This is a genomic window from Kitasatospora sp. NPDC051164 (assembly GCF_044455625.1).
GTDB lineage: Bacteria > Actinomycetota > Actinomycetes > Streptomycetales > Streptomycetaceae > Kitasatospora.
The window spans coordinates 15,494-29,164 of sequence record NZ_JBITFB010000007.1 but is presented as its reverse complement, the minus strand read 5'-3'; the positions used below and the strand labels follow the sequence as shown (position 1 = coordinate 29,164).

Below are 13,671 nucleotides of genomic sequence, written 5' to 3'. Positions count from 1 at the left end.
TCAGCCGACGCATGTAAGTGGCAGATGTGCGCGGCACACGTTACACAGCGGTCGAAGGTCCCCACCAGGGGTTTTCGGGCCCTCCACTAAGCTGGGGCCCATGGCTGACACGACGTACCGACTCATCCTGCTCCGCCACGGCGAGAGCCAGTGGAACCAGAAGAACCTGTTCACCGGTTGGGTCGACGTCGACCTCAACGAGAAGGGCGAGAAGGAGGCCGCTCGCGGTGGCGAGCTCCTGGCCGCCGAGGGCCTGCTCCCCGATGTGGTGCACACCTCACTCCTGCGTCGCGCCATCCGTACCTCGCAGATCGCCCTGGACAAGGCCGACCGCCACTGGATCCCGGTCAACCGCAGCTGGCGCCTGAACGAGCGCCACTACGGCGCGCTGCAGGGCAAGGACAAGGCCCAGACCCTGGCCGAGTTCGGCGACGAGCAGTTCCAGCTGTGGCGCCGCTCGTACGACACCCCGCCGCCGGTGCTGGCCGACGACTCGGAGTACTCGCAGGCCGGTGACGCCCGCTACGCCGAGATCCCGAGCGAGCTGCGTCCGCGCACCGAGTGCCTGAAGGACGTCGTCGACCGGATGCTCCCGTACTGGTACGACGCCATCGTCCCGGACCTCGCCTCCGGCCGGACCGTCCTGGTCACCGCCCACGGCAACAGCCTGCGCGCGCTGGTCAAGCACCTCGACGGCATCTCCGACGAGGCCATCGCCGGCCTGAACATCCCCACCGGCATCCCGCTGGTGTACGAGCTGGACGCCGACTTCAAGCCCGTCGCCAAGGGCGGCCGCTACCTCGACCCCGACGCCGCCGCCGCGGCCATCGAGGCGGTCAAGAACCAGGGCAAGAAGTAAGCGCGAGAAGTAGTAAGTCCGACCGGGCGAGCAGCAGGCCCGGGGACGAGAAGGCCCCGCCACCGGTTCGCCGGTGGTGGGGCCTTTTTCGTTCAACCGGCTTGTCGGGCAGGATAGTTGGGCGGAGCTGAAAGTGGTTCAGACCATTGACGGGCAGTGGCGGCGGCTCCTACCGTGAGGGCACCGGGCAGGCGCGGGCATGCCATGGATCTCCCCGTCCGGGCCCGCACCCCCACGTGCGCGCCCGCGCCCCGGCGCACTCTCCATCCACCCCCACGGAGGAGCACCATGCGCACACGTCACATCGTCGGGGCGGCGGTCGCCGCGCTGGCGATCCCGCTCGCCTTCGCCTTCCCGGCCTCGTCACACGGGTACATCACGACCCCGCCCAGCCGGGCCGCGCTCTGCGCCGCGGGCACGGTTCCCTGGGACTGCGGTGAGATCCAGTGGGAGCCGCAGAGCGTCGAGGGTCCGAAGGGCTTCCCTGCCGGCGGCCCGTCCGACGGCACCATCTGTGCCGGCGGCAACGCGCGCTTCGCCGAGCTGGACGACCCGCACGGCGGCGCCTGGCCGACCACGCCGGTGACCGCGGGTCGGCAGCTCACCTTCACCTGGAGGTTCACCGCCCGGCACGCGACCACGAACTTCACGTACTACCTGACCAAGCCGGGCTACGACGCGAGCCGACCGGTCACCCGGGCCGACCTGGAGCTGACGCCCTTCCTGACCGTCCCGTACGGCGGGAAGCAGGTGCCGAGTACGCTCAGCCACACCGCGACCGTCCCGAGCGGGCGCACCGGCCACCAGGTGATCGTCGCGGTCTGGGAGATCGCCGACACCGGGAACGCCTTCTACTCCTGCGCCGACGTCACGTTCTGACGTCACGTTCTGACGTCACGTTCCGAGGTCACGTTGCGAGGTCCGGCGCGGGCCCGGTCGGGGCTGCCGGGTGCACGGCCGCCTCCCTCGGCGGTCGTGCACCCGAGGCCGTCAGTGGCCGCCGCAGCAGCCGCCGTCCGCGCCGCCGCACTGGCAGGGCGCGCCGGACTGGCAGCCGCAGCCGCAGCCCGGGCCGCAGCCGCAGCCGGCGGCGAGGACGGGCAGCAGCTTCGGGGCGGGCGGCTCGACGGTGTCGCGGGCGGGGGCCGGGCGGGTCGGGTTGGCCTTCATCGAGCTGTTCCCTCCGTGAAGCGGGCACACTCCGGCGCCCGATGCTTCGAGTGAAACCGCCGAACGGAGGGAGCGTCAACGGGCGCGCAGTGGTGGGACGTACGGAGAACCGTGCGCCCGCACCACCGTCGCCACAGGTTTACTCACCCCTCGGGGGGAGCGGCCGTCGGAACGGAGCTCACTCCGCCGCCGCGCCGGCCTCAGTGGCGGCCACGAACTCGGCCACGTGCTCGCCCGTCACCAGGTACACCACGCGCTTGGCGACCGACACCGCGTGGTCCGCGAAGCGCTCGTAGTAGCGGCCGACCAGGGTGATGTCGACGGCGGTCTCGATGCCGTGGTGCCAGCGCTCGTCGATCAGGTGCGACAGCAGCTCGCGGTGCAGGGTGTCGATGGCGTCGTCGTCCTGCTCCATCTCCAGGGCCTTGTCGACGTCCTTGGTGGCGATCACCAGACCGGCCTTGGCCACCAGGCGCTGGGCGAGCTGGCCCATCTCCAGGACGGTGGAGTGCAGGTCGCGCGGCACGGCCGTGTCGGGGTAGCGCATCCGCGCGACCTTGGCGACGTGCCGGGCCAGGTCGCCACAGCGCTCCAGGTCGGCGCTCATCCGCAGCGAGGTGACGACGATGCGCAGGTCGGTGGCGACCGGCTGCTGCCGGGCGAGCAGGTCGATCGCCCGGTTCTCCAGCTCGTGGTGCAGGTCGTTGATCTTCTCGTCGGCGGCGATCACGTTCTCCGCCAGCGCCAGGTCCGCGTCGAGGAGGGCAGTGGTGGCGCGGCCGAGGGCAGAGCCGACCAGCCGGGCCATCTCGACCAGGTTGTCGCCGATGGCATCGAGTTCCTCGTGGTACGCGTCGCGCATGTTCTCTCCTCAGTAGCTGTGTCGGTGGCGGTGCCGACCGGCCGGCCCGTCCGACCGTCGTTCCGGCGTCCGGGTGACCGCTGCTGGTGGCGCGCATCGTACGCGCACACCCGAGCCGGCGCCCGCTGTTCGGCACACCGGTCTCTCCCGCACGGGCTGCCCGGCCAACTTTCCGCCGCCAGGGCGACGGTGTACGGCCGCTACGGTGAATCGGCAGCCACATGAAGGTGAATTCTCGGCAACGTGCGGTCGATGCCTTGATCCAGCCCTTGGGGAGTGCCCTGGCCGTGCGCTTACGCTGGCCACATGGACGTGAACGTGGCCGCCGCCGCTGCCTGCGCCATTGCCGGGCTCGGCGTCGGCCTCACCGCCTCCATCGCCTTCCGTTGGAGCGAGCGCGAGCAGGCCAAGGGCAAGCACAGCGGCACCAGCGGCAGAAACCACAGCCGGCACCAGGCACTGGGCACCGGCAACCCCGAGCCGCCCCTGCCGCCGGGGGTTGACACCGTGCTCTCCGTGCTGCGCTCCTGCGCGATCGTGCTGGGCGAGGGCGACGAGGTGGTCAAGGCCAGCTCGGCGGCGTACGCGATGGGCCTGGTGCGTGGTGGCGCGGTCGCCGTGGACCAGATGCTCGCGCTGGCCCGCGCCACCCGCCGGGACGGCGAGATCCGCCAGGTCGAGCTGGAGGTGCCCCGTCCGGGCGCGGCCCGCGCGGTCGAGCCGCTCGCGGTCTCCGTCCGGGTCGCCCCGCTGGGCTCCCGGCTGGTGCTGGTGCTGGTCGAGGACCAGACCGAGCGGCGCCGGGTGGAGGCCGTCCGCCGGGACTTCGTGGCCAACGTCAGCCATGAGCTCAAGACCCCGGTCGGCGCCCTGTCGCTGCTCTCCGAGGCGGTCGCCGACGCGTCCGACGACCCGGAGGCGGTGCAGCGCTTCGCCGGCCGGATGCAGGTCGAGGCGACCAGGCTGGCCAGCCTCGTCCAGGAGATCATCGACCTCTCCCGGGTCCAGGACGACCGGCTGATGGTCGACCCGGAGCCGGTCGCGGTGGACGAGCTGATCGCCGAGGCGATCGACCGCTGCCGCCAGCAGGCCGCCGCCAAGCAGATCCTCATCGCCGCGGGCGGCATCGCCGGCCTCTACCTGCACGGCAACCGCGGCCAGCTCGCCGCCGCGCTCGGCAACCTGGTCGAGAACGCCGTCAACTACAGCCCGCCCCGCACCCGGGTGGCGATCGCCACCCGCCGGATCTCCAGCGCCGCGGCGCTCGGCGAGGCGGACGGCGAGCTCATCGAGATCTCCGTCACCGACCAGGGCATCGGCATCTCCGAGAAGGACCGCGAGCGGGTCTTCGAACGCTTCTACCGCGTCGACCCGGCCCGCTCCCGGGCCACCGGCGGCACCGGCCTCGGCCTCTCCATCGTCAAGCACGTCGCCGCCTCGCACGGCGGCACCGTGTCGGTGTGGAGCGTCGAGGGACAGGGGTCGACCTTCACCGTTCGCCTGCCCGCCGGACTGGCGCCCGTCGACGACGAGCCGGACGACGACCCCGACGCCACCGAGCACGACCCCGACGTGACCGGCCACGGCCCGGACGCGACCGGCCACGAGCCAGACGCCGCCGGGCCCGCCGCGACACCCCGAACCCTCACCACGAACCGCACGAACCGTTCGCTCCCCGCTCGGGAGCGGGAACCACACCTGTCAGACACAACCCCTCAGCTTGCCCCGGAGGCCTGATCGTGACCCGAGTACTGGTGGTCGAGGACGAGGAGTCGTTCAGCGACGCCCTCTCGTACATGCTTCGCAAGGAGGGCTTCGAGGTGGCCGTCGCCGCCACCGGCCCCGACGCGCTGGAGCAGTTCGAACGCAACGGTGCCGACCTCGTCCTGCTCGACCTGATGCTGCCGGGCCTGCCCGGCACCGAGGTCTGCCGCCAGCTCCGGGTGCGGTCCAACGTCCCGGTGATCATGGTGACCGCCAAGGACAGCGAGATCGACAAGGTCGTCGGGCTGGAGATAGGCGCTGACGACTACGTCACCAAGCCGTACTCCACCCGGGAGCTGGTCGCCCGGATCCGCGCGGTGCTGCGCCGCCGCGGCGAGGACGGTGGCGCGGGCGAGAACGGCGGCGGCCCGGGCGCCCTGGAGGCGGGCCCGGTCCGGATGGATGTGGACCGGCACGTGGTGACCGTGGACGGCGCCAAGGTCGACCTGCCGCTCAAGGAGTTCGACCTGCTGGAGATGCTGCTGCGCAACGCGGGCCGGGTGCTCACCCGCATGCAGCTGATCGACCGGGTCTGGGGCGCGGACTACGTCGGCGACACCAAGACCCTGGACGTCCACGTGAAGCGCCTGCGGGCCAAGATCGAGCCGGACCCGGGTGCGCCGCGCTACCTGGTCACCGTCCGCGGCCTGGGCTACAAGTTCGAGCCGTAAACCGTAGGGACTCCGCCCACGCGGAAGGCCCCCGCCGGCCGGAGCCGGAGGGGGCCTTCGCGTTGCCTCCGGTAGGCCCGGGCGGGCCCGCCGGAGGCGGTGTACGGCGTCAGTGGGCGGCCGGGACCGCCGGGGTGGTGGCGCCGGCCGGGACGGCCGCGCCGGTGGCCGTGGCGCCCGGGGTGGCCGTGGCGCCCGGGGTGGCCGTGGCGCCCGGAGTGGTGGTGGCACCGGGGGTGGCGGCACCGGAGGTCGGGGCGGTGGCGGCGGGGGAGCCGCTCTTGACGGGCGTGGCGCTCGCCGAGGGGGTCGGGCCGAAGCCCTTGTACAGGCCCTTGCCGTCCGGGCTCACGCCGGCCTGGGCGTCGACCTTCCGGCCGTCCTTGAACGTGAAGGTCGTGGGGGCGAAACCGCCGACGTGGACGGAGGCGGCGGCGACGGCAGCGGTCGGGTTGCCCTGACCGCCGATCGCCACCGCGCCGCCGGCCGGGATGACGATGCTGGTCAGCGGGGCACCGGCGGCGTCCGCGAAGGACGCGGCGGAGGTGCCGACGGTGATGGACTGCAGCTCGGCCGGGATCTCCGCGGTGTTCGCGATGTTCACGACCACGTTGGCGGGCCCGGTGTAGTCGCCCGAGGTGCCCTCCCCGGTGACGATCACGATGTTGTTCAGTCGAAGGTTCGTCCCGAGGGTTGCCGCCGCGTTGTCGGGCTTGATCTGCAGGGTTTCCGGCGTATTGCCTGCAGCGCAGGAGGACAGCGAGGCGATGGCGATGGCGGCGATTGCGGCGATGCTGCCGCGTCGAAGGCTGCGGCTCACGGCGGCGGCTTCTCCTAAGTCACGTGTCGGTAGGTCAGGTCTCAGATTATCGACCTCACTTATGCGCTCCTCACGGGGTGGTCCCCGTGTCGCACTCCCGGGGGCCCTGGGGGGCCGTCCGGCGGTACGTCCGCCATGTCCCGGTCACATCGTGGACAAGCTTCGACCAAGATCGAATAACGATTGGGCCGCGACCGGAAAAAGAGTGAAAGCTCAAGATCCAATCATGGCTGCGGGGGTGTTGCGCAAGGGTTTCGTCGAACCCCGGAACCGCCTCCGACCTGCGGGAAGCCCCTCTCGAACATCGGTCGCAGCACGTCATGGGGGTGCTTGTCAAGCCCCGAGACCCGCCCTGACCTGCGAAAACGCCCTTCGGGTGCGCCGAGAAGCGTGTTATTCTGGAAAGCCACGGAAGGGGTCCTGTCACATGACGTTCAAGGTTGGCGACACGGTGGTCTACCCCCATCACGGGGCCGCGCTGATCGAGGCCATCGAAACTCGCCAGATCAAAGGTGTGGACAAGACCTACCTGGTGCTCAAGGTGCAGCAGGGAGACCTGACGCTCCGCGTGCCCGCCGAGAACGCGGAGTTCGTCGGTGTGCGCGATGTAGTCGGCCAGGAGGGTCTGGACCGGGTCTTCGAGGTGCTGCGCGCACCGTACACGGAAGAGCCGACCAACTGGTCCCGTCGCTACAAGGCGAACCTGGAGAAGCTCGCCTCGGGCGACGTTATCAAGGTCGCCGAGGTTGTGCGCGACCTCTGGCGTCGCGAGCGCGAGCGCGGCCTCTCGGCCGGCGAGAAGCGGATGCTCGCGAAGGCGCGCCAGATCCTCGTCAGCGAGCTCGCGCTGGCGGAGAACACCAACGAGGACAAGGCGGAAACGCTGCTCGACGAGGTCCTCGCCTCGTAGCGCACGCGTCACCGCATGCGGTCGGGCTACCGCCCAACGCTCACAGCGCCCGGTGCCGGCGCGCCGCTCCTCGGACGAACTGTCCGGGAGTGGTGCAGTGGCACTTCGGGCGCTGAGGCGTGTCCGGACGACGCCTCCCACCCGAGCCGGTCCAGGCCTGCAAGACCGTTTCTGCACCCGCCCTTTCGCGCATTCCGCGGAGCGCGGACCCTGCAGAACCGTGCGGCGGGCAGCGGACCGTGGTTCTTCGGAAGGGGCCCGGTGCGCCCGCCGGGCACGCCAAGGCCATACCCACTTCGCCGAAGGAGTGAAACCTGAACGCGTCAGCAGCAGTCGCAGCAGCAGTGGTGCCCGCCGCCGGACGCGGTGAGCGGCTGGGGCCGGGGGCCCCGAAGGCCCTGCGGGAGCTGGGCGGTGTGCCGCTCCTGGTGCACGCCGTCCGGGCGCTGGCCCGCAGCCGGGCCGTCGGCCTGGTCGTGGTCGCCGCACCCGCCGACGGGGTGGCCGAGGTGGTCGCCCTGCTGGACAGCCACGGGCTGGACGGCAAGGACATCCGCGTGGTGGCCGGCGGCGCGACCCGCCAGGAGTCGGTCCGGCTGGGCCTGGCCGCGATCCCGGAGGACGTGGAGATCGTCCTGGTGCACGACGCGGCCCGTCCGCTCGTGCCGGTCGAGGTGGTGGACGCCGTCGCGGCCGCGGTCCGGGCCGGGGCGCGGGCCGTGGTGCCCGCGGTGCCGCTGGCCGACACCGTGAAGCGGGTCGAGCCGAACCCGGGCCGACCCGAGCCGGTGCTCGACACGCCCGAGCGGTCCACCCTGCGCGCGGTGCAGACCCCGCAGGGCTTCGATCGCGCCACCCTGGTCGAGGTGCACGCCAAGGCGCTGGCCGAGGAGAGCGCGGGCACCGCCGACGCGCCGCCGGTCACCGACGACGCCGGTCTGGTCGAGCGCTACGGCGGCCAGGTCGTCGTGGTGCCCGGCCACGAGGAGGCGTTCAAGGTCACCCGTCCGCTGGACCTCGTGCTCGCCGAGGCCGTACTCGCCCGCCGGAGGGCCGCCGATGCCTACTGACCCGCAGACTCCCGTGATCCCCCGTATCGGGATCGGCACCGACGTGCACGCCTTCGAGGCCGGCCGCCCGCTCTGGGTGGCCGGACTGGAGTGGCCGGACGCCGAGGTCGGGCTCTCCGGGCACTCGGACGCCGACGTCGCCGCGCACGCCGCCTGCGACGCGCTGTTCTCGGCGGCCGGGATCGGCGACCTGGGCGCGCACTTCGGCACCGACCGCCCGGAGTGGGCGGGCGCCGCCGGGGTGAAGCTGCTCGGCGAGGCCGCCCGGCTGGTCCGCGAGGCGGGCTTCGAGATCGGCAACATCGCGGTCCAGGTGATCGGCGTCCGACCGAAGATCGGCAAGCGGCGGGCCGAGGCGCAGGCCGCGCTGTCGGAGGCGGCCGGCGCCCCGGTCTCCGTCTCCGGCACCACCACCGACGGGCTGGGCCTGACCGGCCGGGCCGAGGGGCTGGCCGCGATCGCCACCGCCCTGGTGTACGAGCGGCGTTGAGGCCGGCGGTCCGGTGAGGTGAGCGGGCGAGGTGAGCGGGCGAGGAAGAATCCGTTCCTGACGGGTGTTCACCGGGTGCCGCGGGGCCCGAGTCGATACTGTTCGACTTCGGGCCCGCGCGGGGTTCCCCCCGGGCCGTTCCCGCCGCCGACGAGATGAGGTTCGCCAGATGACTTCCCAACTCTCCGACCGTGCCAAGGCGTTGATCGACGGCAAGAGCTTCGCCGTGGTCTCCACGATCCAGCCCGACGGCAGCCCCCAGTCCTCGGTGGTCTGGGTCAAGCGGGACGGAGACGACATCCTCTTCTCCACCGTCGAGGGCCGCCGCAAGCACCTCAACCTGGTGCGGGACCCGCGCGTCTCGATCCTGCTCAACCCCGCGGACAGCCCGTACGAGTACCTGGAGGCGCGCGGGGAGATCACCATGACCACCGAGGGCGGCCGCGAGCTGATCGACGAGTTGGCCGCCAAGTACCGCGGGGTGGACAAGTACACCTGGGACGGCCCGGACGACGTCCGGGTGGTGGTGCGGCTCACGCCGCGCAAGGTGGTCGGCAGCATCTGACCTTCCGCCCGCGACCTGCCGTTCCCCGGGATCACAGCACCGTTGTCCCGGGGAATGTAGCGGGGCACCCCCCACCGCCCACTACGCTTGACGCTGTGAGCATTCGTCTGTACGACACCAGCACCCGCCAGGTACGCGACTTCGTCCCGCTTGTACCGGGTTGTGTCTCGATCTACCTGTGCGGCGCTACCGTCCAGTCGGCGCCTCACATCGGGCACATCCGGTCCGGCCTCAACTTCGACATCATGCAGCGGTGGTTCGCCCACCGCGGCTACCAGGTGACCTTCGCCCGGAACGTCACCGACATCGACGACAAGATCATCGCCAAGGAGCGCGAGCTCGGCACGCCGTGGTGGCAGATCGCCTACGAGAACGAGCGCGCCTTCAACGACGGCTACAACGCCCTCGGCTGCCTGCCGCCGACCGTCGAACCGCGGGCCACCGGGCACATCCCCGAGATGGTCGAGATGATGCAGGGGCTCATCGAGAAGGGCCACGCCTACGCGGCCGACGGCAACGTCTACTTCGACGTGAAGTCCTACCCGGACTACCTCGCGCTCTCCAACCAGAAGCTCGAGGACCTGCGCCAGCCGAGCGGCGACGGCGAGACCGGCAAGCGGGACCAGCGCGACTTCGCGATGTGGAAGGCCACCAAGCCGGGCGAGCCCAGCTGGGAGACCCCGTGGGGCCGCGGCCGTCCGGGCTGGCACCTGGAGTGCTCGGCGATGGTCCACAAGTACCTGGGCCCGGCCTTCGACATCCACGGCGGCGGGCTGGACCTGATCTTCCCGCACCACGAGAACGAGATCGCCCAGTCCAAGGCCTACGGCGACGGCTTCGCCAACTTCTGGGTGCACAATGCCTGGGTCACCATGGCCGGCGAGAAGATGAGCAAGTCGCTCGGCAACTCGGTGCTGGTCTCCGAGATGGTCCGCGCGTGGCGGCCGATCGTGCTCCGGTACTACCTGGCGGCCCCGCACTACCGCTCGATGATCGAGTACAGCGAGGAGTCGCTGCGCGAGGCCGAGGCCGGGTTCGCCCGGATCGAGGGCTTCATCCAGCGCGCCGTCGAGCGCTGCGGCACGGTCGACGCGGCGCCCGAGGTGCCGCCGGCCTTCGCCGAGGCGATGGACGACGACTTCGGCGTTCCGCAGGCGCTGGCCGTCGTGCACACCGCCGTCCGCCAGGGCAACAGCGCCCTGAACGCGGACGACAAGGAGAGCGTGGTGGCGCGACTGGCCGAGGTCCGTGCGATGCTCGGAGTACTGGGCCTCGACCCGCTCGACCCGCACTGGGCCGGGACGGAGCGCGGCGAGGACCTCCACGGTGTGGTCGACTCGCTGGTCCGCCTGGTCCTGGACCAGCGGCAGGCGGCGCGCGAGCGCAAGGACTTCGCCACCGCGGATGCCATCCGCGACCAGCTCGGCCTGGCCGGGCTGGCGATCGAGGACACCCCGTCCGGCCCGCGCTGGACGATCAACAACCAGTAACCCCATCCGACGATCGGGGTGATGGGTGGGCCGTACCGGACCGGTGCGGCCCTCCCGCATGACGTAGCGCATGCCGTCGGCCGCCGCCGGACAGAACGGGGCGGCCGGGGCATGCCGGACAGACAGGAAGTACAGCCATGGCCGGCAACAGCCAGCGCAGGAACCGTCGCAACCCCGGATCGAAGAAGGGTGCGGCTGTCGGTACCGGCGGGCACAGCCGGAAGGCGCTCCAGGGCAAGGGCCCGACCCCGCCCGGGGAGGAGCGCAAGGGCCACCCGAAGCAGCGCGCCGCCAACGCCGCGATCAAGCGCGAGCGGGACGCCAAGGCCCGCGCCGGCATGCGCCGGGCCGGTGCCGGCGGTCGCGGTGGCCGCGGCGGCGCGGGCAGCGCCGAACTGGTCTTCGGCCGCAACTCGGTGGTCGAGGCACTGAAGGGTGACGTGCCGGCCAACGCGCTGTACGTCCAGCAGTTCATCGACACCGACGACCGGGTCCGCGACGCCTTCCAGGCCGCCAACGACCGCGGCATCCCGCTGATGGAGGCCCCGCGCCCCCAGCTCGACCAGATGACCGGCGGGATGAACCACCAGGGCCTGGTGCTCCAGGTCCCGCCGTACGAGTACGCGCACCCCGAGGACCTGCTGGCGGAGGCCGCCGACGCCGGCCAGGACGCGCTGATCATCGCGCTGGACGGGGTCACCGACTCGCGCAACCTGGGCGCCGTGGTCCGCTCCGCCGCCGCCTTCGGCGCGCACGGCGTGGTCATCCCCGAGCGCCGCGCGGCCGGCATGACCGCCGGTGCCTGGAAGACCTCCTCCGGCGCCGCGGCCCGGCTGCCCGTCGCCCGGGCCACCAACCTGACCCGCACCCTGGAGGCGTACCAGAAGGCCGGCCTGATGGTGGTCGGCCTGGCCGCCGACGGCGAGGCCGAGCTGGGCGACCTGGAGCTGCTGAAGGGTCCCGTGGTGATCGTCGCGGGCAGCGAGGGCAAGGGCCTGTCCCGGCTGGTCTCGGAGACCTGCGACATGCGGGTGCGGATCCCGATGTCCGGCCTGACCGAGTCGCTGAACGCCGGTGTCGCGGCGGGCATCGTGCTGTACGAGGCCGCCCGGATGCGCGCCAAGCGCTGAGCACGTTTGACGGGCGGGGCGCAGGCGATCTTCCGAATTGCCCGCAACCCGAGTGAAAGGCGATCGGGCCCGACCGGGTCCGATCGCTTTTTTCATGATCACTTCAAGTGTGCGCCGGACATCCACCCGGGAGAGTGTCCTAAGCGGCCGTCACCCGGTTAGACGGGCGTGGACACCAGAACACCTCGGCGCCCCCTGTTCGGCGGCGGCAGCACCGGGATAGACGCGGGCCCGGGCCTCAACACGGTCAAGGTGGAGTCGGACCCGGCGCGGCTCAGCATCACCCAGGCGAGCTTCCGGCTCCGGCTCTGCGCTCCGGTGGCGCCGCTCATCGAGGCTCCGGCCGGACTGCTGTCCACCGGCGCCGCGTTCGGCGACCCGTACGCCAACCAGGGCCTGATCCGCCGTCCGCTGGTCACCCCGCAGGTCGTCGTGCCCGCCTCCGCCGTCCCGGCGCTGGCCGGGGCCGGGGCAGTGGCCGGCGGCGCACCGCGCCGCAAGGGCCGGGTCACCGCCGTCACCTGGACCGGCCAGGCGCCCCCCGGCGACCTCGCGGCCACCCAGCTGCTGGAAGCGGTGCGCCAGGGCGGCGCTCCGGGGCGCGTCGGCGTCGGCCTGGCCGAGGCGGACACCCAGGTGATCCCGGCCCTCGCCGGGGCCCGGACCGTCCCGCGCCAGCCCCGCGAGGGCAACGGCACCGCCACCGACGCGGGCGTCGGCCCGGTCGGCGAGCCGCACGGCTGGACCCCGAGCGGCGAACTGCCCGAGGTCTCCGCCGCCGACGCCGAAGGCAAGCAGCCCTGGTACCCCGGCCGACGGGTCGACCTCGGCCTGGTGCTGCTGCCGCTGCGCGCCGTCCTCGGCTCGCTCTCGGTCTACGCCGGGTTCAGCAAGCTGTGCGACCCGGTGTACTTCGACGGCGGCGAGCGTGGCTCGATGATGCGCTGGCTCTCCTCGCTGCACCCCTGGAAGGTCGCCGAGCCGCTGCTGGCCTTCGCCATGGCGCACCCCGTGGGCGCCGGCCTGGTGGTGTCGTTCACCGAGATCGTGGTCGGCGTGCTGACCGTCCTCGGCCTCTGGCAGCGGCTCGCGGCCGGGGCGGCGATGACGCTCTCCGCCGTGCTGCTGTTCACCGTCAGCTGGCGGTCCGGCCCGGTCTACGACACACCCGATCTGATCTTCCTCGCGGCGTGGAGCCCGCTGCTGATCGCCGGGGCGCCGTTCGCCTCGCTCGACGGCCGGCTCAACCTGGAGGCCTGGCGGCGGTTCGGCGCGGAGGCGCCCGGGGCACTGCGCCGTCGGGTGCTGCGCCGGGGCACGGTGGTCACCACGGTCGTCGTCGGCCTGACCCTGCTGCTCGGCTCGATGCTCGGCGCCGCCGTCCGCACCGGCGCCCGCGCGCACCAGGCACCGACCCGCCCGGCCACCGACTACGGCACCCCGGTGTGGCCGGCCGGCGGCCCCTCCGGCGCCCCGGCCGGCAAGGCCCCGTCCACCTCGCCCTCGCCCGCCGCCCCGCGCCCGGCCACCCCGACGCCGAGCGCCACCGCGCCGGCCTCCAAGCCGGCCACCCCGACGCCGAGCGGCAAGACACACTCCGGCAAGGCGGAGACCGGGACGGGCGCCTCCCCGGCACCCGCCGCCCCGTCCGCCGGGTCCGGCGGCTCCGCGCCCGTCCAGCGCAGCACCCCGGGCCCCGGTGGCTCGGGCTCGGCGCCCAAGTCCAGTCCGAGCTCCGGCGCCGGGCTGCTCGGCGGGGTGCTGGGCAGCGCGCCGCTGGCCGACCTGTCCGGCGACGGCCGCGCCTCCCGCCCGGGGGCCCCGACCGCGACCTGAGGCCCCGGTCACGCCGGTCGGCCGGGTGCTCCCC

General features: G+C 72.5%; 14 protein-coding genes. 11 read left to right on the top strand and 3 right to left on the bottom strand.

Going from position 1 to position 13,671, the window contains the following annotated elements; genetic code table 11:
* The first annotated feature begins 100 nt into the window (after nt 1–100).
* Entirely contained in the window at nt 101–859 is a 759-nt protein-coding gene (locus ACIBEC_RS12170) for a phosphoglyceromutase (RefSeq protein WP_360495893.1), read from the top strand.
* Nucleotides 860–1,147: 288 nt separating this feature from the next.
* Entirely contained in the window at nt 1,148–1,738 is a 591-nt protein-coding gene (locus ACIBEC_RS12165) for a lytic polysaccharide monooxygenase (protein ID WP_360495890.1), read from the top strand.
* A 111-nt stretch (nt 1,739–1,849) separates the two neighbouring features.
* On the opposite strand, the gene ACIBEC_RS12160 is transcribed toward ACIBEC_RS12165, so the two are convergent.
* Entirely contained in the window at nt 1,850–2,029 is a 180-nt protein-coding gene (locus tag ACIBEC_RS12160) for a hypothetical protein (protein WP_350521682.1), read from the bottom strand.
* Nucleotides 2,030–2,207: 178 nt separating this feature from the next.
* Nucleotides 2,208–2,891: a phosphate signaling complex protein PhoU gene (phoU, locus tag ACIBEC_RS12155; RefSeq protein ID WP_360495887.1), complete on the bottom strand. Its 684-nt coding sequence runs from the start codon at nt 2,889–2,891 to the stop codon at nt 2,208–2,210.
* Nucleotides 2,892–3,197: 306 nt separating this feature from the next.
* Here phoU and ACIBEC_RS12150 point away from each other — a divergent pair, with 306 nt between their 5' ends.
* Together ACIBEC_RS12150 and ACIBEC_RS12145 are read left to right on the top strand one after the other, a co-directional pair.
* Entirely contained in the window at nt 3,198–4,628 is a 1,431-nt protein-coding gene (locus ACIBEC_RS12150; protein WP_360495885.1) for an ATP-binding protein, read from the top strand.
* A gap of 2 nt (nt 4,629–4,630) precedes the next feature.
* Nucleotides 4,631–5,326, top strand: a complete 696-nt coding sequence (locus ACIBEC_RS12145; protein WP_030061050.1) for a response regulator transcription factor — start codon at nt 4,631–4,633, stop codon at nt 5,324–5,326.
* 109 nt (nt 5,327–5,435) lie between these two features.
* Here ACIBEC_RS12145 and ACIBEC_RS12140 read toward each other — a convergent pair whose 3' ends face one another.
* The gene (locus ACIBEC_RS12140) at nt 5,436–6,146 is read right to left on the bottom strand and encodes a DUF461 domain-containing protein (RefSeq protein WP_360495882.1); all 711 of its coding nucleotides are present in this window, start codon (nt 6,144–6,146) and stop codon (nt 5,436–5,438) included.
* A gap of 427 nt (nt 6,147–6,573) precedes the next feature.
* Between ACIBEC_RS12140 and ACIBEC_RS12135 the strand changes: the two genes are divergently transcribed.
* From ACIBEC_RS12135 to ACIBEC_RS12105, 7 genes are all read left to right on the top strand, one after another.
* On the top strand, nt 6,574–7,056 hold the full coding sequence (locus tag ACIBEC_RS12135) for a CarD family transcriptional regulator (RefSeq protein WP_014136563.1): 483 nt from the start codon (nt 6,574–6,576) through the stop codon (nt 7,054–7,056).
* 344 nt (nt 7,057–7,400) lie between these two features.
* Entirely contained in the window at nt 7,401–8,126 is a 726-nt protein-coding gene (gene ispD, locus ACIBEC_RS12130; RefSeq protein WP_360495879.1) for a 2-C-methyl-D-erythritol 4-phosphate cytidylyltransferase, read from the top strand.
* Nucleotides 8,116–8,616, top strand: a complete 501-nt coding sequence (ispF, locus tag ACIBEC_RS12125) for a 2-C-methyl-D-erythritol 2,4-cyclodiphosphate synthase (RefSeq protein WP_360495876.1) — start codon at nt 8,116–8,118, stop codon at nt 8,614–8,616. Before ispD ends, ispF begins: the two co-directional genes overlap by 11 nt.
* Before the next feature lie 169 nt (nt 8,617–8,785).
* On the top strand, nt 8,786–9,181 hold the full coding sequence (locus tag ACIBEC_RS12120) for a PPOX class F420-dependent oxidoreductase (protein WP_360495873.1): 396 nt from the start codon (nt 8,786–8,788) through the stop codon (nt 9,179–9,181).
* 95 nt (nt 9,182–9,276) lie between these two features.
* Complete coding sequence (gene cysS / locus ACIBEC_RS12115) at nt 9,277–10,671, top strand: cysteine--tRNA ligase (RefSeq protein WP_360495870.1); 1,395 nt, start codon at nt 9,277–9,279, stop codon at nt 10,669–10,671.
* A 137-nt stretch (nt 10,672–10,808) separates the two neighbouring features.
* Nucleotides 10,809–11,801 carry a 23S rRNA (guanosine(2251)-2'-O)-methyltransferase RlmB gene (gene rlmB, locus ACIBEC_RS12110; RefSeq protein WP_360495867.1) on the top strand — a complete coding sequence of 331 codons (993 nt, stop codon included), beginning with the start codon at nt 10,809–10,811 and terminating at the stop codon, nt 11,799–11,801.
* Nucleotides 11,802–11,969: 168 nt separating this feature from the next.
* On the top strand, nt 11,970–13,637 hold the full coding sequence (locus ACIBEC_RS12105) for a DoxX family membrane protein (RefSeq protein ID WP_360495864.1): 1,668 nt from the start codon (nt 11,970–11,972) through the stop codon (nt 13,635–13,637).
* The last annotated feature ends 34 nt before the right edge of the window (nt 13,638–13,671 follow it).